The organism is Desulfovibrio psychrotolerans (assembly GCF_013340305.1).
GTDB lineage: Bacteria > Desulfobacterota > Desulfovibrionia > Desulfovibrionales > Desulfovibrionaceae > Halodesulfovibrio > Halodesulfovibrio psychrotolerans.
The window spans coordinates 120,628-139,094 of record NZ_BLVP01000006.1 but is presented as its reverse complement, the minus strand read 5'-3'; the positions used below and the strand labels follow the sequence as shown (position 1 = coordinate 139,094).

Genomic DNA, 18,467 nt, shown 5'->3' with positions numbered 1-18,467 from the left:
CTATCCGAGCATGGCGGATACCTGCGCCATGATGTCGCGTGTGGTGAATCCTTGCAGGTCGGGCGCACCCGAGCGGCAGGCGGCGACGCACAGCCCGCAGCCCTTGCACAGGGCGGGGTTGACCTCGGCGCGGTTCGTATCATCCGGGGCGATGGCGTTGTAGGGGCAGACCTGCCAGCACACCGCGCAGCCCACGCATTTGCGTTTGTTGATGACAGCCACGGTGCCCGCCAGCGTCATGTGCGTGCGGCAGAGCACTGCCGTGGCGCGGGCGGCTGCGGCGCGTGCCTGCGTGACGGCTTCTTCCAGCGGTTTGGGGTACTGGGCCAGCCCTGCGATGAAGACGCCGTCTGTGACGGAATCTACCGGGCGCAGTTTGGCGTGGGCTTCCACCAGCCAGCCTTCGTCGCTGACCGGGGCCTTGACCATGTGGGCCGGGGGGTTGTCTTCCGGGGCGATGATGGCAGAGGCGAGGCCCAGCAGGTCCGCTTCCACGGTCAGGTCCTGCTGGAGCACATGGTCGCGGAAGGTGACGCTGATGGCGTTGTCGCGCACGGACACCTGCGGCCTGTGTTCCAGCGAGAAGCGGGAGAAGATGACGCCTGCCTCACGCGCCGCCTTGTAGAGCAGCTCGCGCTGGCCGTAGGTGCGCATGTCGCGGTAGAGGACGATGACCCGGGTGTCCGGGTTTTCGCGCTTGATGTGCAGCGCGCTTTCCACCGTGTGGGTGCAGCACACGCGCGAACAGTAGGGGCGGTAAGGCTCGCGCGAACCGACGCACTGGATGAACACCGCCGTGTTGAGATGGGCGGGGTTCAGGCTGCCGTCCATGAATCCGGCGTCTATGCGCTGGTGGGTCATGATGTTTGGATGGGTGCCGTAGCCGTAGAGTCCTTCCGGTTCCAGCCCGCGCCCGCCGGTTGCCAGCACCACCGCGCCGTGGCGCAGCTGTGTTGTTTCCTGCGCGCCGCTGCGCAGGCTGGTGACGAAGTTGCCGACAAACCCGTCTATGGCCGTTATTTCCGATTCCAGATGCAGGGTGATGTGTTCATGGGCGCGGACGCTGGCCTCCAGTTCGGCGAGGTAGGGGGCCACGGGGTGGTTGCCCTGCGCCACGCGCAGCCTGCGGGCGTTGCCGCCCAGCACCGGGCGGCGTTCCACAAGGTGGACCTGAAAGCCCTGATCGGCAATGGTCAGCGCGGCGGTCATGCCTGCCACGCCGCCGCCAGCCACCAGTGCCGCCGGGGTGACGCCCAGTTCCACCTCGCGCAGGGGGGCCAGATGGCGCGCGCTGGCCACGGCCATATGCACCTGATCCATGGCCTTGCGCGTGGCGGCCTGCGGGTCTGATGCATGCACCCATGCGCCGTGGTTGCGGATGTTTGCCATGACGAAGAGGTATTTGTTCAGCCCTGCGGATTCCAGCGTGTTGCGGAACAGCGGTTCGTGGGTGCGCGGGGTGCAGGCTGCCACCACCACGCGGTTTAAGCGGTGGGTGCGGATGGCCTGTGCAATGAGCACCTGCGTATCCTGCGAGCAGGAGAACATGTTGTTGTCTGTGTAGACCACGCCGGGCAGGGTGGCTGCGAAGTCCGCAAGGGTGTGCACGTCTATGACGCCGGAGATGTTTATGCCGCAGGCGCAGACGAACACGCCTATGCGGGGAGGTTCGCCCTGCACATCTGTCTGCGGGGGCAGGGCGCGTTCCGCAGCCTGTGTGCCGCGCGCGGGGGCAAGGACGGCGGTGGCGGCTGCGGCTGCGGCTGCCGCGCTGGCTTCCATGACGGAGCGGGGAATGTCTTTGGGCTCCTGAAAGCCGCCGCACACATACACACCGTTGCGTGAGGTGCGTACGGGATCGAAGGGATTGGTCGCGGCAAAGTTCCAGCGGTCCAGTTCTATGCGGAACAGGTCTGCCAGCCGTTTGGCTTCCGGCGGGGCTTCCAGCCCCACGGAAAGGACCATGAGGTCGAAGGTCTCTGTGTGGGCGGTGCCTGCCTCGTCCACGTAGCCGACCTCCACTCCCCGGTTGTTCTCGCCGGGAAGCAGGGAGTGGGGGCGCGCCCTGAGGGTGCGCACGCCCTTGTTTTGCGCCTGCTGGTAATATTCTTCAAAGCTCTTGTTGTGGGCGCGCACGTCCATGAAGAAGATGGCCTGCCCGTGTCCCGACCCCTGCGCGTGGTCTGCCGTGACCAGTGCCTGCTTCAGCGCGTACATGCAGCAGACATTGGAACAGTAGTCGTTGTCGCAGCGGTTGTTGGCGCGTGAACCCACGCATTGCAGCCATGCGATGCGTCTGGGTTCCGTGGCGTCTGAAGGTCGCCGCACATGCCCCTGACAGGGGCCGGAGGCGGAAAGCAGGCGCTCAAATTCCAGACTGGTGATGACGTCCGGGATGCGGGAGTAGGCGTAACTGTCGTAGGGGGCGGGGTTGAAGACGGCTGTGCCGGGGGCGAGCACCACCGAGCCGACGCGCACGGTCCGGTCGCGCGGTGCATCGTCAAAGCGGATGGCGTCTGCCGGGCAGACCTTGGCGCACGCGCCGCACTTGCCCTTTTGCAGGTAGATGCAGTGCTCCGCGTCCAGCGCGTATTTGAGCGGCACGGTCTGGTCATAGAGGATGTAGGCCGCCTTGCGGGTATTCAGGCCCGCATTGAAGGCATCCGGCACCTTTTTGGGACACTTGCGCGCGCATTCGCCGCAGGCGATGCATTTTTCCGGGTCAACATACCGGGGCGACTGCCGCAGGTGCACGGTCATGTCGCCTTCTTCGCCTTCCACCTTCTGCACCTCGGTGAGGGGCATGAGTTCTATGTTCAAGTGCCGACCGCACTCTACCAGCTTGGGTGAGAGTATTCAGAGGGCGCAGTCGTTGGTGGGGTATGTTTTGGCAAGTTGCGCCATCATGCCGCCGATGCCGGGGCTGCGCTCCACCAGATAGACTTTGAATCCGGCGTTGGCGAGGTCCAGCGCAGACTGCATGCCTGCTATGCCGCCGCCCACCACCATGACGGCACCCTGCACCGCATTGCCTACGGCTTTGGTGTGCCGGGGGGCCGGAGTTTCATCGTTTGCTGCGATCATGGCTTCCTCTCCGCGTGGGTAGCGTGTTCGTGGGATTATTCGCCGTTTGTCTCGCACAGCCCGCAGTCGCACAGGTCCGCGCCCAGATACTCCCGCTCGTTTTCGCCGAGCATGCCCAGCGACAGGGCGATGAGGGTCCACAGATGCACCACATGGTAGCCGCCGCCGTAGAATTCCGACAGGTCGTGAATCTGCGAGTGGCAGTTGTGGCAGGGCGCGATGACGTAAGGCGCGCCCGTGTTGCGAATCTGCTCATCCTTGCGCTTGCCGTAGTAGCGGCGGGCTTCCGGGAAGCCGGATTGCAGGAACCCGCCCCCGCCGCCGCAGCAGTAATTGTTGGACTTGTTGGGCCACATGTCTATGAAGTTGTCTTCGCCCACCACCGCCTTGACCACGAAGCGGAGGTCATCTGCCACGGGGTCTCCGTAGGATTTGCGCACCAGCTGGCAGGGGTCCTGCACGGTGAACTTGATGTTGTCCTTGTTCCAGTCGGAGTTTACGGACAGCTTGCCTTCACGCACCCAGCGCGCGTAAAGGCGGATGATGGATTCTATCTGTACGTCTGTCTTGATATTGAATTTTTGCAGTCCGAACCGGACTGCGTACAGTTCGTGGCCTCACTCCGTGTTCAGCCAGTATTTGCAGCCAAGGTCCTCCACCGCCTTTATCTTGGTGCGGACCATGGCTTCCCACCGTTCATCGTCTGCGGCGAAGAGGCAGTAATTCTCTGCCGCCCAGCCCACGGAGCCGTAAGTCCAGTCGCAGCCCGCCTTGTTCAGGATTTTCCAGAGGGGGGCCATTTCGTCCGGCTCGGTCACCGGTTCGCGCGAGTTCTGGTTGAGGAAGTACTCGGCACCGTGCCTGTCTACGTGGGCTTGCAGGTCTTCCTGTCCGGGCTGGTTCTCGCGCACCTCTTCCAGCATGTCTTCCACCACGAAGCGGAAATCGTCTGAACTTGCGCCCATGGCGCTGAAGCCTTCGTTCTTGAAGGCTTGCAGGCAGGAATTTACTATGCCGCGCGGCTTATTTTCTTCCGGCCAGCTTTTGCGGGCGTGGTAGACCAGCTGGGGAATATTTATGCGCATGGGGCATACGTGCACACAGCGGGTGCACATGGTGCACATCCACACCCACGGGGTGGACGTGAGTTCCTCGTCCATGCCGAGGGCGGCCATGCGCAGGAATTTGCGGGGGTCCATGCCTTCCAGCCCGGTGGCGGGACAGCCTGCGGAACAGGCTCCGCAGGTGAGGCACAGGTTCAGGTTGCCGCCTTCCGGCAGCAGGTCGGCCACCTGGTCCTTGAAGGAGGGGCCGGAATGCTTGGGCAGGGATTTGGGCTTGCTGGTGGTATCCGACATGCGTGGATGCTCCGGTAGTGCGTCGTTGGCGCGGGTGCCCAAGGCTGGCATGCGCCGTGTTGAACGTGGTTGCGTTTCTGTGCCCCGGCCATCGGGCGGAGCGGCGGAACCGTATGGCTCCTGTTCCGACCATATCCTGTTTTGCAGAAAATCGCACGGAAAATGGCAGGGAAGTGAGTGAACGGCCCCATACGGGGAGGGCTCTGTATGCTTTCAGCCGGTGAGGGGGGAGTGGCCCCCCCCCTCGTATTCCGGATGTTCTGTTATTCGGGTATGCCGAGGCGGCGGGCAATTTCCCGCGCGGCGCGGCGTCCCGCGCCCATGGCGAGGATGACCGTGGCTGCGCCGGTGACGATATCGCCGCCCGCGAAGACATTGGGGATGGAGGTTTCGCCCGTGGTCTCGTCCGCCTGTATGTAGCCCCATTTGTTGAGCTTGAGGTCCGGTTCATTTTCCAGCAGCACCGGGTTTGGGTTGGTGCCCACGGCAATGACGGCAAGGTCGGTTTCCAGCTCGTAGGTGTTGCCGGGAATGGGCTTGGGCGAGCGTCTGCCGGAGGCATCCGGTTCGCCCAGTTCCATGCGCTGCAGCAGCACGGAGGTGAGGCAGCCGCGTTCATCGCCCCTGAATTCCACAGGATTGGCCAGCACTTCCAGATGAATGCCTTCTTCCACGGCGTGCTCGATTTCCTCGTGCCGTGCGGGCATGGCGTCCGCTGTGCGGCGGTAGACGATGTGCACCGATTCCGCCCCCAGACGCTGGGCCGTGCGGGCTGCATCCATGGCCACGTTGCCGCCGCCGTAGACTGTGACCTTGCGTCCCCGGATGATGGGGGTGTCGTAATTGGGGAAGTCGTAGGCGCGGCCGAGGTTGACGCGGGTGAGATATTCGTTGGCGGAGAACACGCCGTTGAAGTTTTCTCCCGGAATGCGCAGGAATTTGGGAAGCCCCGCACCCACGCCTATGAAGACAGCCTTGTAGCCCTGATCGAACAGGTCCTGAATGCTGAAGGTCTTGCCGCCCACGAAGTTGGTGACGAACTCCACTTCCAGTTCACGCAGGGCGTTCACTTCTTTGGCAACGATTTTTTCCTTGGGCAGGCGGAATTCCGGAATGCCGTAGACCAGCACGCCGCCCACCTCATGCAGTGCCTCGAACACCGTGACCTTGCAGCCGCGCGAGGCCAGATAGCCGGCGACCGTGAGGCTGGACGGGCCGGAACCGATGCAGGCCACCTTTTTTTCTTCGTCGATGAGGGGGCATTCCGGCTTTGCGGTGATGAGGTCGCAGGCGTCCATGTGCATGTACTCGTCCGCTACGAAGCGTTCCAGACGGCCTATGGCAACGGGTTCTGCCTTGACGCCGAGAATGCAGGCACCTTCGCACTGGATTTCCTGCGGACAGACGCGACCGCACACGGCGGGCAGGCTGTTGGTGGATTTGATGACCTGATAGGCTTTTTCCACATCGCCCTTGGCAAGTTCGGCGATGAACTGGGGAATGGGCACCTCCACCGGGCAGCCCTTCACACACTTGGGCTTTTTGCACTGGAGGCAGCGTTGCGCCTCCTGCATGGCCATTTCTCTGGTGTAGCCCAGCGCCACTTCATCGAAATTGCGCCTGCGTTCATCGGCGGGCTGGTTGGGCATGGGAACGCGGGGGGCGGTTTCCTTCCTACTTTTTGTCATTGCACTTGCACCTGCAGTGATGTTCGTACGATTGCTTCTCCATGGGCGAAAAGGCCGCCAGCCGCTGCCGCAGTTCCGCGAAATCCACCTTGTGGCCGTCGAATTCCGGGCCGTCCACGCAGGCGAATCTGGTTTCGCCGCCCACGGTGACGCGGCAGGCACCGCACATGCCCACGCCGTCCACCATGATGGAGTTCAGGCTGACCGTGGTGTATACGCCGAACGGTTCCGTGGTGCGGGCCACGGCGGCCATCATGGGCACGGGGCCCACGGCCACCACCTCGGTGACGGTGGTGTCTTTTTCCAGCCGGTCCTTCAGCAGTTCGGTCACAAGGCCCTTGTGGCCGTAGCTGCCGTCGTCTGTGGAGATGAGCACTTCCGGACAGAAGCTTTTGAGTTCCTTCTCGAAGAGCAGCAGGTCTTTGCTGCGTGCGCCGATGATGGCGACCACGTGGTTGCCCGCTTCATGGTGCCCCTTGGCGATGTGGTGCATGGCGGCTATGCCCGTGCCGCCGCCCACACAGATGATGGTGCCGCCGGTGCGGATGTGGGTGGCTTTGCCCAGCGGGCCGCACAGGTCGAGGATGGCATCGCCTTCGTTCAGTTCTTCCAGCAGGGCGGTGCTTTTTCCCAGAACCAGATAGACGATGGTGATGGTGCCGTGTTCCTTGTCGGTGTCCGCTATGGTCAGGGGGATGCGTTCGCCCTTTTCATTCACGCGCAGGATGACAAAGTTGCCCGGCTTGGCCTTTGCCGCAATGTGCGGCGCGTGGATGACCAGTTTGCTGGTCTGGCCGGGGATGAGCCGCTCTTTTTTGAGAATGGTGTTTGCCATGGGGTTGTCCTGTTGAGGTTCTGGGAATGCGTTGTGCCGCATGGGCTGTCTGGCCTGTCGCGTGCTGCGGTTGCTTTTGTCCGTACGGGGCTGCGGCTGCCCGTGTGCGCCCATTTGTGCGCCTTATGACTGCCGGACTGCATCCGGAAGACTTGCGGCAGAACGCCTCCGTATACGGCGGGCAGGCCGCCGCGTGGTGAAATTTCGTGTGGAAGCCATGATATAGTGAACGGGCTGCAAAGGCCAGTCTTCCCGCATGATTGATGGTGATGGGTACCATTTTTCGCCGCCGGGGGGAATAGGGAGCGTAAGGGAGTGTAAGCAGGGCGAATTTTGCTGCGCTCCGGAGGCGAAAAAACTCAAAAATCTTTGCCATTATGCGGAACGGCCCGCCGGTGCTGCCGGCGGGCCGTTTGGAGAGCATCTGAAGCAGGCCACGGCCTTGCTGTGACCATGGCGTGGGGTCGGGGCTTAGAATTCGAAGCCGTAGCTCTTCACATAGGCATTGATGCGTTTGCGGGAGGCGGCCACGCGTTCCTTGAGGGAGGCGGTGTAGGCTTCCAGATCGGCAATGGGGCTGCGGGCAACGCCTGTCTCCATGGCCGCTTTGGCCACGGCGGGAACTTCCCATTCCAGTATGCGGGCATCCAGCGGCTTGGGAATGACGTAGTCCACGCCGAACGAAAGCTCCTTCACGCCGTAGGCATCGCATATCTCGCTGGGCACGGGTTCCTTGGCAAGGGCGGCGAGCGATCTGGCGGCGGCTATCTTCATGGCCTCGTTGATCTCTGTGGCCTGCACGTCCAGCGCGCCCCGGAAGATGTAGGGGAAGCCGGAGACGTTGTTCACCTGATTGGGGAAGTCTGAACGTCCGGTACCCATGATGCAGTTGGGGCTGGCTTCCTTGGCGGCGGGGTAGGGAATTTCCGGATCAGGGTTGGCCATGGCGAAGATGATGGGGTCTTTGGCCATGGACTGCACCATGTCCTTGTTCAGCAGGTCTTTGACCGACAGGCCGAGGAAGCAGTCCGCGCCCTTGAGGCAGTCGGCCAGCGAGCCGTGGTCCTTGTCCTGCGCGAAGGAGGCCTTGTATTTGTTCATGGCCTCGCGACCCTTGTGGATAAGGCCCTTGGAGTCGAACATGAAGATGTTTTTGCGGTCCACGCCGAGCTGCACATAGAAGTTGGCGCAGGCAATGCCCGCCGCACCGGCACCCACCACCACGACCTTGAGGTCTTCTATGCGGCGGTTGGTTATTTCGCAGGCGTTGATGATGCCCGCGCCGGAGATGACCGCCGTGCCGTGCTGGTCGTCATGGAATACGGGGATGCTCATCTCGCGCTTGAGGGTCTCTTCGATATAGAAGCATTCCGGTGCCTTGATGTCTTCCAGATTGATGCCGCCGAAGGTGGGTTCCATGGCCTTGACGATTTCTATAAGCTGGTCCGCGCTCTTTACGGCGAGGTTTATGTCGAAGACGTCAATATCGCAGAAGGTCTTGAAGAGGACGCCCTTGCCTTCCATGACCGGCTTGCCCGCCTTGGGGCCGATGTTGCCGAGGCCAAGCACCGCCGTGCCGTCTGACACCACGCCGACAAGGTTGGAGCGGCCGGTGTAGGCATCGACCAGCGAGGGGTCTGCATGGATGGCCATGCACGCTTCCGCCACGCCGGGGGAATAGGCCAGGGAAAGATCCTTCTGGGTATTGCAGGGCTTTACGGGAACCACTTCCACCTTGCCGCGGCGGGGAAGGCGGTGGTAGTCCAGCGCCTCTTCTTTGGTATACAGGGCCATGGGATTCTCCTGTGCTGTGCGGAAGGCTCCGCTACAGGTCGTAGTTGGGTTTGGCGTAGAGTTCGTTACCGTGGGAATCGTTGACCACCAGTAACGGAAAATCCTGAACGGTGAGCCTGCGGACGGCTTCCGGGCCGAGGTCTGCATAGGCGATGACCTCTGCCGCGGTGATGCACTGCGACAGCAGCGCGCCCGCGCCGCCCGTGGCCCCGAAATAGACCCCCGTGTGCTCCTGCAGGGCATTGCGCACGGCCTGACTGCGTTTGCCCTTGCCGATGCTGGCCTTGACGCCCAGTGCGTGCAGGCGCGGGGCGTAGGTATCCATGCGGTAGCTGGTGGTGGGCCCGGCGGAACCTATGGGCCTGCCTTCGGGCGCGGGGCTTGGCCCCACATAGTAGATGACAGCGCCCTGCAGGGGGAAGGGCGGCTCCTCGTTGTTGTCCAGCTGCTCACACAGCCGTTTGTGGGCGGCGTCGCGCGCAGTGTAGACCGTGCCGGAAAGCCGCACCACATCGCCCGCACGCAGTTTGCGCAGGTCTTCGTCCCGCAGGGGGGCGGTAAGGGAGTAGGTTGCCATGAACTACACCTCCGGTGCCGGATACGCGGCGGGAATATGGCCGGGAAGATGTGCGGCCATCACAGGACAACCTCCCGGACGCGCGAGGAATGGCACTGCACATTCACAGCCAGCGGCAGGCTGGCGATGTGGCAGGGGCGCATCTCTATCTTGACGTCAAGGCTGGTCGTTCTGCCGCCCAGTCCCATGGGACCTATACCCAGATCGTTGACGGCGTCCAGCAGTTCCAGCTCCATGGCCGCTATTTCCGGGTCCGGGTTGCGGATGCCCACAGGCCGGAACAGGGCTTTTTTGGCCAATGCGGGGGCCATGTCGAAGGTGCCGCCGATGCCCACGCCCACGATGGTGGGCGGGCAGGGGTTCGGCCCCGCCTCTGCCATGCGGCGCACCACAAAATCCTTGATGCCTGCCCAGCCCTGCGCCGGGGTGAGCATGGTGCAGCGCGACATGTTTTCCGATCCGCCGCCCTTGGCCATGTGCATGATGGTAAGCCTGTCGCCGGGCACTATGTCCACATGGATGGCGGCGGGGCTGTTATCGCCCGTGTTCTTGCGGGTGAGGGGGTGGCACAGGGACTTGCGCAGCAGGCCCTTGGCGTACCCTTCCACCATGGCGGCGTTGATGATTTCCGGCAGGACGCCCTGCACGCGGACATCTGCCCCCAGTTCCACGAAGAAGACGCCCACGCCCGTATCCTGACACAGGGGCAGCCCCGTGCGGGCCGCAAGTTCCGCGTTTTCCAGAAGCTGGCCCAGTATTTCGCGGGCGGAGTCCGATTCCTCGCGCGCCAGCGCGGCGGCGAGGGCCTGATTCACGTCCGGCGGAAGATGCCGGGCGGCCTGAGTGACCAGACCGACCACGGCTTCATGAATTTCTCTTGCCTCAATGTTTCTCATGGCAGCAGCCTTTGTGCCTCAGCCTGTCCAGTATGCCCTTGGGCAGGATGCCCTTGACCGAGTTCAGCGCCAGCATGCGGCGCATGATGCCGAGCTGGTCCTGCAGGGGGATCTTTTTGGGGCACACGTCCTCGCAGCCCAGAAGCCCCATGCAGCCGAACACTCCCTCGTCGTTGCCGATGACATCGTAGTAGTCGTCATCGCTGCGCTTGTCACGGGGGTCTATGTAGAACCGGGCCACGCGGTTGATGGTGGCGGCACCCATGAAGTCTTCACGCATGCGGGCCGTTCCGCATGCCGCGATGCAGCAGCCGCATTCCACACAGCGGTCCAGTTCGAATATCTGTTCGGCCAGCGCGTTTTCCATGCGCGATTCTTCGTCGGCGGGGTTGAAGGCGGTGTCGTCCGTATGCACCCACGCCTCTATGCGTTTGCCTACGTTGCGGAACCATGTGCCCGTATCCACCGACAGGTCGCCGATGAGCTTGAACACGGGCAGCGGGTGCAGCACGATGTGGTCCGGCAGGTCGCGGGTCTGGGTATGGCAGGCAAGGCCTGGGCGGCCGTTGATGACCATGCCGCACGAACCGCAGATGCCCGCGCGGCAGCAGAAGTCGAACTGCACGCCGGGGTCCTGCTCCTCGCGGATGAGGTTCAGGGCGATGAACAGGGTCATGGAATCATATTCGTTCACGTAAAACGACTGCATGCGCGGCACGGAGTCCGGGTCCAGCGGGTTGTAGCGGAAGATTTCCAGATGAAGTCTGCGGGACATGGGGCGTTCTCCTTACTGCTTCTCGGGGGTGGCGGTGTGGGGGGCGGGCCTGCCGGGAACGGTGAGCTTTTCCGGCGGCAGGTCGGCGGGAATGATCTTGCCGCCGCCGTATCCCCGGTCGCCGGGGGGGATTTCAAAGTAGGGGGAGGCGTCCTCATACTTCAGGGTGGGCAGGGTTTCGCCTTCTGCCCAGTAGGCGAGGGTGCGGTTCAGCCAGTCGCGGTCGTTGCGTTCCGGGTAGTCTTCGCGGGTGTGCGCCCCGCGTGATTCGGTGCGCATGAGCGCCCCGTAAGCCGTGCACAGGGCCAGCTTGAGCATGCCGGGAAGGCGCAGGGCCATGGACATTTCCGGGGTGAAGCCGCGTGACGGGGCCTGCAGGCCTATGTTGGCCGAACGCTCCAGCAGTGTCTGCAGTTTTTCCACGCCTGCCGTAAGGTCCGCCTCGTTGCGGAAGATACCCACGTGTTCCATCATCACGTCCTGCATGGCATTGCGCAGGGTGAAGCAGTTTTCGCCGCTCCTGCCGTTGCTCTCTATGCGGGCGATGCGTTCCGCCACCTTGGAATGGGCATTGCGGATGGCGGCGGAGGAGAAGTCCACCTCGGTGCCCTGAAGGAACTGCACCACCTGCTTGCCGATGTAGGAGCCTGCCACCACGGTTTCTGCCAGCGAGTTGCCGCCCAGCCGGTTGAAGCCGTGCATGTCCCAGCAGGCGGATTCGCCCGCCGAGAACAGCCCGGAGAGGCCGTAGGCTGCGCCGGACTTGTCTACCCGCACGCCGCCCATGGAATAGTGGTGGGTGGGCCGCACGGGAATGAGCTGGTGGATGGGGTCTACGCCGAGGAAGTTTGTGCAGATGTCATACACCTCGCGCAGCTTGGTGGTGATGTGCCGCTCGCCGAGGTGGCGGATATCCAGCCAGAGGTGTTCGCCGTAGGGGCTGGGCACGCCGAATCCCTTGCGCATGTGCTCTATCATGCGGCGCGAAACCACGTCGCGCGAGGCCAGTTCGGCCTTATCCGGCTCGTAGTCGGGCATGAAGCGGTAGCCGTTCACATCGAGCAGGGTGCCGCCGTCGCCCCGGCAGCCTTCGGTCACGAGAATATCCGTGGGGACGGTGCCCGTGGGGTGGAACTGCACGGCTTCCATGTTGCCCATGGGGACAAGACCCGTATCCAGTGCGATGATCTGGCCGCCGCCGTCGCAGATGACCGCGTTGGTGGTGGCGCGGTAGATGCGGCCGTAGCCGCCCGTGGCGATGAGTGTGGCCCGTGCGAGGTAGGCCATGAGCTGGCCGGTTTTCAGGCAGCGCACGATGGCCCCCATGCAGCGCGTGCCGTCATGGATGAGCGCCTCTGCCTGCGTGCGGTCGTGGATGCTCACGCCGTATTGCAGACACTTGGTATCCAGCGTGTTCAGCACCGCGCGGCCTGTGCCGTCTGCCGTGTAGCAGGTGCGCCACTTGGCCGTGCCGCCGAAGGCGCGGGCGTGGATGAGGCCGTGCTTGTCTGCGGCTTCTTCCGCCTCGAAGGGCTTGCCGCCTTTATAATAGGTATGGGTGCCCGCCACCACGCGGTTCCACGGCACGCCCCAGTGGGCCATTTCGCGCATGACGATGGGGGCCGTGTCGGCAAAAATGCGTGCGACTTCCTGATCGCAGCCCCAGTCGGAGCCTTTTACCGTGTCGGCGAAATGCACGTCCGGGCTGTCGCCCTTGCCCATGACCGCGTTGCCCAGAGCAGCCTGCATGCCGCCTTGCGCCGCAGAGGAGTGGGAGCGGCGCGGAGGGACGATGGAAAGACAGGTGACGCCGAACCCGGCCATGGCCGCTTCCACGGCCACGCGTTCACCGGCGAGGCCTGCCCCGATGCAGAGCAGGTCTGTATGAAAAATCTGCATGGGATTCTCCTTGTTGCCGGTCGCTGAAAAACGGGAATCTGCTGCGCTGCTGCAACATGCTCAGATAGCCGCGCATGTCTTGTTGCGCGCCTGCACATATTGGCCAGAGCCTTTTTTGCATTGTGCATCGTCCCATTTGTAAACGACCCGCAGAAAATGACTTTAGGAACAGTCAGTTAGACGGTCATGAGGGAAAGGCGCAGGTGGGTGAGCAGGCTGACCACAGCCGTTGCGGCAAGCACATACAGGAGCAGTTTGCGGGCCTTTGGGCGGTTTTTCCGCGTGATGACGGCCAGTTTGACGCCCAGACGGTACAGGCCGATGATAATGTGCACGGCCACAGCCGCCAGCAGGACCACGTAGAAGGGCAGCCAGTTGCCGTATTGTATGCGGACCGCGCTTTTGGTGGCGGTGATGGGAAGGGTGTCCAGCATGACGTAGATGTGGATGCTGGCCATGATAAGAACGATGATGGCCGTGGCCACCTGCACCAGCCACAGGGTGGTGTCTGTGTGGCGCATCATGCCTGTGTGGGTGCGGAAGGCGATGAATTCCTTCTGCCGGAAGGGCATTTTGCGCGCGCCGAGGATGAAGTGCCCCACCATGACCAGCAGGATGAGCGGCCCGCCGATCTGGACCAGATACAGTTCCTCGAAGAACCACGCCAGCGCGTCCATGAGCCGGGGGCTGAGAATGACCGTGCCCACAAAGAGCATGTGCATTCCCACAAAGACCGCCAGCAGGAAGCCGGAAACCATCATCAGGACATCAAGTCTGCCTGAGAGTTTGGTTTTCGGGGGGACGTGAAGCGTTACCTTGTGCAAACTCATGTGAACCACTCCTCCGATAACGGGTGATGATCGTAAATGCCACGTGCCGTGCCGCGCGCGGCCGCTGTGTGCCCGCCCTGAGCGGAGACATTTCCGCGTGCAGAGGCCCATAGCATCAGTGTGGATTATATAAGCATTTTTTGCAACTATTCACTGAACAATCAAGCAAAAGAAGCCTTCTCCACCGCGAAAGGTCTGTAGCACATATGCACTTTGCGCGTCCAATCTTGAAAAATTTGCAGCATTTTTGTTGTATTGCTCTCGTTTTTGATTCTTTGAATAGTTGTACCAAGCAAAACCACGCAAGCGTTATGTTTGTGTACACAATTTACACCCTTTGATGCGGTCTAGGTTATTGAAAAATAGTGTTTTTTTATTTGAAAAACTTGCAAGGAGCACAGCGTGGGGGTAGTCATAGCTGGACAAATTTAACCGTATGGAGGGTGTGAGGAATGTTGAAACTGAAGACCGTGCTTGTGGTGGCTGTGTGTGCGGTGCTGCTTTCTGCCGCGACCGTTTTTGCTTCGCCCATTGTCATCAAGTTTTCGCATGTGGTGGCCGAAGACACTCCGAAGGGCATAATGGCCAACGCCTTCCGCGACCTTGTGGCGGAGCGGCTGGAAGGCAAGGTTGTTGTGGAAGTGTATCCCAACTCCCAGCTTTTCGGGGACGGCAAGGAGCTGGAGGCGCTGCTTCTGGGTGACGTGCATATTCTGGCACCCGCGCTTTCCAAGTTTCAGAAATACACACCGCTCCTGCAGATTTATGACCTACCCTTCCTGTTCAAGGACATGGAAGCCATTGACCGTTTTCAGCAGGGACCGCAGGGCAAGGCGCTGCTCAACTCCATGAAGGGCAAGGGGATTATCGGTCTGGATTATCTGCACAACGGCATGAAGCAGATTTCTTCCAACAACCCCATCCGCACCCCGGAAGATGCCAAGGGGCGCAAGTTCCGCATTATGACCTCGGACGTGCTGGCGGCACAGTTTGAGGCGGTGGGTGCCATGCCCATGAAAAAGCCTTTTGCGGAAGTGTTTATCCTGCTGCAGACCAAGGCCATTGACGGGCAGGAGAACTCCTGGTCCAACATCTACTCCCAGAAGTTCTTTGAAGTGCAGCCCTATATCACCGAAACCAACCACGGCATCCTTGATTATCTGGTGGTAAGCTCCACCAGTTTCTGGGACGGCCTGCCTGCCGATATACGCCCCGTTCTGGAAGAGTGCCTGAAGGAATCCATTGCCATAGGCAACAAGGCTGCGGCGGACAAGGATATGGAAGACCGCCAGACCATTGCGGACTCCAAGCGGACGGAAATAATCACCCTTACCGATGCCGAGCGCGAGGCGTGGGTGGAAGCCATGAAGCCCGTGTGGAAAAAGTTTGAGGACGCCGTGGGCAAGGAAAACCTTGAAGCTGCCATTGCCTCCAACAACTAGTTTTTTCCCGCTATGAATACCTTTATTACCAAGCTGGAGGAGGGGATTATTTCCCTCCTCCTTGCTGCCATGACATTGCTGGTTTTTGTGGAAGTGGTGATGCGGTTCGCGTTCGGCATAGGCATTCACTGGGCACAGGAGCTTACGCTGCTGCTTTCCGGCTGGATGGTGCTGTTCGGCGTTTCATACGGCATTAAAGTTGGCTCGCACATCGGCGTGGATGCGCTGGTAAAGCTGTTTCCGGAGCATGTGCAGCGGGCGGTGAGCATTTTCGCCATTACGCTGTGCCTGATATACAGCGGGCTGTTTCTTGTGGGCAGCTGGCTGTATCTGGAAAAGCTGATGCTTGTGGGCATAGAACTGGAGGATATACCCGTTCCCAAATGGGCGGCGAACAGCATTATCTTCATAGGCATGCTGCTGCTGGCGGTGCGGCTTATGGAGCAGCTTTTGGCGGTGGTGCGCGGCGAGGCCGTGGGCTTTAAGCTTAAAGATGAGGCCAAGGAAAGCCTTGTGCTGGCGCAGGGGGACGAGGACCGGGCAAAACCTGATGCGGGCACGAAGACGGAAAAGGACGGTGAGGCGCTATGACCACCGCAGCACTGTTCATACTGCTTTTCTTCTGCATTGCCACGGGGATGCCCATTGCCATTGCGCTGGGGCTTTCCAGCATAACCACTATTCTGTTCTTTTCCAACGACTCGCTGGCTTCCATAGCGCTTAAGCTGCTGGAGTCGGTTTCCGAACATTATACCCTGCTGGCCATTCCGTTCTTCATCCTTTCTTCGCAGTTTCTTTCCACGGGGGGGGTGGCCAAACGGCTCATCAACTTTGCGCTGGACTGCGTGGGACACGTGAAGGGCGGGCTTGCCATGGGGTCTGTGCTGGCGTGCATGCTCTTTGCCGCTGTTTCCGGTTCTTCGCCCGCAACGGTGGCGGCCATAGGCAGCATAGTCATAGCGGGCATGGTGCGGTCCGGGTATCCTGAAAGCTTTGCGGCGGGCGTGATATGCAACGCGGGAACGCTGGGCATTCTCATTCCGCCGTCTATTGTCATGCTGGTGTACGCCGCTGCCACGCAGGAGTCGGCGGCGCGGCTGTTCATGGCAGGGCTTATTCCCGGTCTGAGCCTGGGGCTGCTGCTCATGCTCGCCATCTATATTGTGGCGCGCATTAAGAACTATCCGGCGCTGCCGTGGCCGGGATTCCGGCAGGTGTTCAGTTCCGGGTTCACGGCGCTTGGCGGGCTGATGCTGGTCATCATTGTGCTCGGGTCCATTTACGGCGGCATATGCAGCCCCACGGAGGCTGCGGCGGTTTCCGCCGTGTACGCCTATCTGGTGGCGGTGTTCATTTACCGCGACATGGGACCGCTGAAGGGAGTGCCCCTGCGCAGGAAGGGGGAGAACATCTTCGCCGCCCTTGCGCGGGGTGTGTGGCAGACAGCCTTGGCGCTGCCCCGCTCGTGGGTGCATCCTGAGGTGCGGCACGTGCTGCTGGATGCGGCCAAGGTGAGCATTATGCTGCTGTTCATCATCGGCAACGCCATGCTCTTTGCCCACGTGCTGACCACAGAGCGGATTCCGCACGCCATAGCGGAAACCATTGTCAGCTGGGGGCTTCCCGCGTGGGGCTTCCTTATTGTGGTGAATATTCTGCTGCTGGCGGCGGGCAACTTCATGGAGCCTTCCGCCATTACCATGATCATGATTCCCATCATCTTCCCCATTGCCGTGGCGCTGGGGATTGATCCCATCCATCTGGGCGTGATGTGTGTGGTGAACATGGAAATAGGCATGATAACGCCGCCCGTGGGGCTGAACCTGTTTGTCACGGCGGGTATAACCAAGCGCAGCCTGACATGGGTGGTGCGGGCTGCCTTCCCGTGGCTGCTGATTCTGCTCGGATTCCTTATCGTTGTGACCTACGTGCCGCAGATTTCGCTGTGGCTGCCGGAGTACATCGATTCGCTCAAGGGGTATTGATCCCCTGTAAGGCATGAATGAACGCCGCGCGGCAGGCTGTAGCATGAAAGCGGCCTGCCGCCCGGATTTGCCCGGATTTGCGCGGACGTGTGTGGAATGTGAAGCGGTTTTGCAAAGAAAACCCCGTCCGGAAGGGCGGGGTTTGTTCGTTGTTGCGTATGGGATGGGCGATGCCCGGCTACAGCGTTTCTGCGCCCTTGGCCACGCCTGCGGCGCTGAAGGTTGCCATGTCGTTGAAGATATTGCAGGCAGAACGCAGCAGGAACAGGCTGAGCGCAGCCCCTGTGCCTTCGCCGAGGCGCAGGTCCAGATCGTGCAGCGGGCGGTTGCCGAGGGCGGCGAGAATCTTGCGGTGTCCCTGCTCTGCGGAGGCGTGGGAAAAAAAGGCGTAGTCATGCACATGCGGGCACAGGGCGGCTGCGGCGGTGAACGCCGCTGTGGAGATGAAGCCGTCCACCAGCACCGCAAGCCCGTTGCGCGCAGCACCGAGCACAAGCCCGGCAAGGGCGGCAATTTCGTACCCGCCCAGCGCCGCGAGAATGTTCACGGGGTCTGTCGTTTCCACGGCGGCACGGTTGGTCTGCAGAGCCTGCCGGATGACGGCTGTTTTGCGGGCTATGCCGCCTGCGTCCAGCCCTGTGCCCGCGCCGGTGATTTCCGCAGGGTCTATGCCCAGAAAGGCGCAGTAGAGGGCGGTGGCGGGGGTGGTGTTGGAGATGCCCATCTCGCCGGTGGCAACGGTGCGGCAGCCCTGTTCCGCTGCCATGTCTGCCAGTTCCATGCCCAGCAGCAGGGCGGTGAGGCAGTTTTTCCGGCTCATGGCGGGGCCGTTGACAAAGTTATCCGTGCCCTGCGCCACCTTGCGCTGGAGCAGCTTGGGATGCTCCGGGTAGGTGCCGCCGCAGCTGCCCGCGTCCACCACCATGAGGTCTGCGCCCACGGTGCGCGCCAGCACGTTTATGCCTGCGCCGCCGTTGAGGAAATTAAGCACCATCTGGCGGGTGACCTCCTGCGGGAAGAGGGACACACCCTCGGCGGTGACGCCGTGGTCGCCCGCGATGGTGTAGATGCGGGCGGGGTCGGCGGCAATGGGCCGGGCACCTTTCTGGATGCAGAACAGGCGCAGGGCTATTTCTTCCAGCCTGCCGAGGCTGCCCTTCGGTTTGGTGAGGTCGTCCAGATGCGCCTGTCCTTGTGCGGAGAAGGAGGTGTCCACGGGGCGGATGGCCTGCAGGGCCGATGTGAAACGCTGTTCTGAATCCATGCTGTGACTCCACTGGAAAGGCTGTTTTGGCGCGCAGGCT

15 protein-coding genes are annotated in these 18,467 nt (G+C 61.8%); 3 read left to right on the top strand and 12 right to left on the bottom strand.

Annotated features, from left to right (window positions below; genetic code table 11):
- From HUV26_RS05885 to HUV26_RS05840, 11 genes are all read right to left on the bottom strand, one after another.
- Window positions 1-2,820: a 4Fe-4S binding protein gene (locus HUV26_RS05885; protein ID WP_205245122.1), complete on the bottom strand. Its 2,820-nt coding sequence runs from the start codon at window positions 2,818-2,820 to the stop codon at window positions 1-3.
- Between the two features lie 36 nt (window positions 2,821-2,856).
- Window positions 2,857-3,084 (bottom strand): FAD-dependent oxidoreductase, encoded by a 228-nt coding sequence (locus HUV26_RS17080; RefSeq protein ID WP_205245121.1) that lies wholly within the window; start codon window positions 3,082-3,084, stop codon window positions 2,857-2,859.
- Between the two features lie 35 nt (window positions 3,085-3,119).
- Entirely contained in the window at window positions 3,120-4,442 is a 1,323-nt protein-coding gene (locus tag HUV26_RS05880; RefSeq protein ID WP_174409185.1) for a (Fe-S)-binding protein, read from the bottom strand.
- Window positions 4,443-4,705: 263 nt separating this feature from the next.
- The gene (gene gltA / locus HUV26_RS05875) at window positions 4,706-6,130 is read right to left on the bottom strand and encodes an NADPH-dependent glutamate synthase (RefSeq protein ID WP_174409184.1); all 1,425 of its coding nucleotides are present in this window, start codon (window positions 6,128-6,130) and stop codon (window positions 4,706-4,708) included.
- A complete protein-coding gene (locus tag HUV26_RS05870; protein WP_174409183.1) occupies window positions 6,117-6,965 on the bottom strand; it encodes a sulfide/dihydroorotate dehydrogenase-like FAD/NAD-binding protein in 849 nt (282 codons plus the stop codon). Before HUV26_RS05870 ends, gltA begins: the two co-directional genes overlap by 14 nt.
- A gap of 471 nt (window positions 6,966-7,436) precedes the next feature.
- The gene (locus tag HUV26_RS05865; protein ID WP_174409182.1) at window positions 7,437-8,759 is read right to left on the bottom strand and encodes a malic enzyme-like NAD(P)-binding protein; all 1,323 of its coding nucleotides are present in this window, start codon (window positions 8,757-8,759) and stop codon (window positions 7,437-7,439) included.
- A gap of 31 nt (window positions 8,760-8,790) precedes the next feature.
- Window positions 8,791-9,336 carry a Fe-S-containing hydro-lyase gene (locus HUV26_RS05860; RefSeq protein ID WP_174409181.1) on the bottom strand — a complete coding sequence of 182 codons (546 nt, stop codon included), beginning with the start codon at window positions 9,334-9,336 and terminating at the stop codon, window positions 8,791-8,793.
- Between the two features lie 59 nt (window positions 9,337-9,395).
- Entirely contained in the window at window positions 9,396-10,232 is an 837-nt protein-coding gene (locus HUV26_RS05855; RefSeq protein WP_174409180.1) for a fumarate hydratase, read from the bottom strand.
- Window positions 10,219-11,007 carry a fumarate reductase iron-sulfur subunit gene (locus HUV26_RS05850; protein ID WP_174409179.1) on the bottom strand — a complete coding sequence of 263 codons (789 nt, stop codon included), beginning with the start codon at window positions 11,005-11,007 and terminating at the stop codon, window positions 10,219-10,221. The genes HUV26_RS05855 and HUV26_RS05850 overlap by 14 nt, the downstream gene beginning before the upstream one ends.
- Before the next feature lie 12 nt (window positions 11,008-11,019).
- Window positions 11,020-12,906 (bottom strand): fumarate reductase flavoprotein subunit, encoded by a 1,887-nt coding sequence (locus HUV26_RS05845; protein ID WP_174409178.1) that lies wholly within the window; start codon window positions 12,904-12,906, stop codon window positions 11,020-11,022.
- Between the two features lie 176 nt (window positions 12,907-13,082).
- Window positions 13,083-13,736 carry a succinate dehydrogenase/fumarate reductase transmembrane subunit gene (locus tag HUV26_RS05840; RefSeq protein WP_174409177.1) on the bottom strand — a complete coding sequence of 218 codons (654 nt, stop codon included), beginning with the start codon at window positions 13,734-13,736 and terminating at the stop codon, window positions 13,083-13,085.
- Window positions 13,737-14,188: 452 nt separating this feature from the next.
- On the opposite strand from HUV26_RS05840, the gene HUV26_RS05835 reads away from it, so the two are divergent.
- The 3 genes from HUV26_RS05835 to HUV26_RS05825 are packed head-to-tail and all read left to right on the top strand — an operon-like array spanning window position 14,189 to window position 17,163.
- The gene (locus tag HUV26_RS05835; RefSeq protein WP_174409176.1) at window positions 14,189-15,178 is read left to right on the top strand and encodes a TRAP transporter substrate-binding protein; all 990 of its coding nucleotides are present in this window, start codon (window positions 14,189-14,191) and stop codon (window positions 15,176-15,178) included.
- Window positions 15,179-15,190: 12 nt separating this feature from the next.
- Window positions 15,191-15,769, top strand: coding sequence for a TRAP transporter small permease (locus HUV26_RS05830; protein ID WP_174409175.1), 579 nt, complete (start codon window positions 15,191-15,193; stop codon window positions 15,767-15,769).
- Complete coding sequence (locus tag HUV26_RS05825; RefSeq protein WP_174409174.1) at window positions 15,766-17,163, top strand: TRAP transporter large permease; 1,398 nt, start codon at window positions 15,766-15,768, stop codon at window positions 17,161-17,163. Before HUV26_RS05830 ends, HUV26_RS05825 begins: the two co-directional genes overlap by 4 nt.
- A gap of 178 nt (window positions 17,164-17,341) precedes the next feature.
- Here the strand turns inward: HUV26_RS05825 and cobT are convergent, their stop codons facing one another.
- Window positions 17,342-18,427 (bottom strand): nicotinate-nucleotide--dimethylbenzimidazole phosphoribosyltransferase, encoded by a 1,086-nt coding sequence (cobT, locus tag HUV26_RS05820; RefSeq protein ID WP_174409173.1) that lies wholly within the window; start codon window positions 18,425-18,427, stop codon window positions 17,342-17,344.
- Window positions 18,428-18,467: the final 40 nt, after the last annotated feature.

Coding starts and splice junctions, on each gene's coding strand:
- HUV26_RS05840 (WP_174409177.1), bottom strand. CDS start 13,736: ATGAGTTTGCACAAGGTAACGCTTCACGTCCCCCCGAAAACCAAACTC.
- HUV26_RS05870 (WP_174409183.1), bottom strand. CDS start 6,965: ATGGCAAACACCATTCTCAAAAAAGAGCGGCTCATCCCCGGCCAGACC.
- HUV26_RS05860 (WP_174409181.1), bottom strand. CDS start 9,336: ATGGCAACCTACTCCCTTACCGCCCCCCTGCGGGACGAAGACCTGCGC.
- HUV26_RS05825 (WP_174409174.1), top strand. CDS start 15,766: ATGACCACCGCAGCACTGTTCATACTGCTTTTCTTCTGCATTGCCACG.
- HUV26_RS05830 (WP_174409175.1), top strand. CDS start 15,191: ATGAATACCTTTATTACCAAGCTGGAGGAGGGGATTATTTCCCTCCTC.
- HUV26_RS05845 (WP_174409178.1), bottom strand. CDS start 12,906: ATGCAGATTTTTCATACAGACCTGCTCTGCATCGGGGCAGGCCTCGCC.
- gltA (WP_174409184.1), bottom strand. CDS start 6,130: ATGACAAAAAGTAGGAAGGAAACCGCCCCCCGCGTTCCCATGCCCAAC.
- HUV26_RS05835 (WP_174409176.1), top strand. CDS start 14,189: ATGTTGAAACTGAAGACCGTGCTTGTGGTGGCTGTGTGTGCGGTGCTG.
- HUV26_RS17080 (WP_205245121.1), bottom strand. CDS start 3,084: ATGATCGCAGCAAACGATGAAACTCCGGCCCCCCGGCACACCAAAGCC.
- HUV26_RS05850 (WP_174409179.1), bottom strand. CDS start 11,007: ATGTCCCGCAGACTTCATCTGGAAATCTTCCGCTACAACCCGCTGGAC.
- HUV26_RS05855 (WP_174409180.1), bottom strand. CDS start 10,232: ATGAGAAACATTGAGGCAAGAGAAATTCATGAAGCCGTGGTCGGTCTG.
- HUV26_RS05865 (WP_174409182.1), bottom strand. CDS start 8,759: ATGGCCCTGTATACCAAAGAAGAGGCGCTGGACTACCACCGCCTTCCC.
- cobT (WP_174409173.1), bottom strand. CDS start 18,427: ATGGATTCAGAACAGCGTTTCACATCGGCCCTGCAGGCCATCCGCCCC.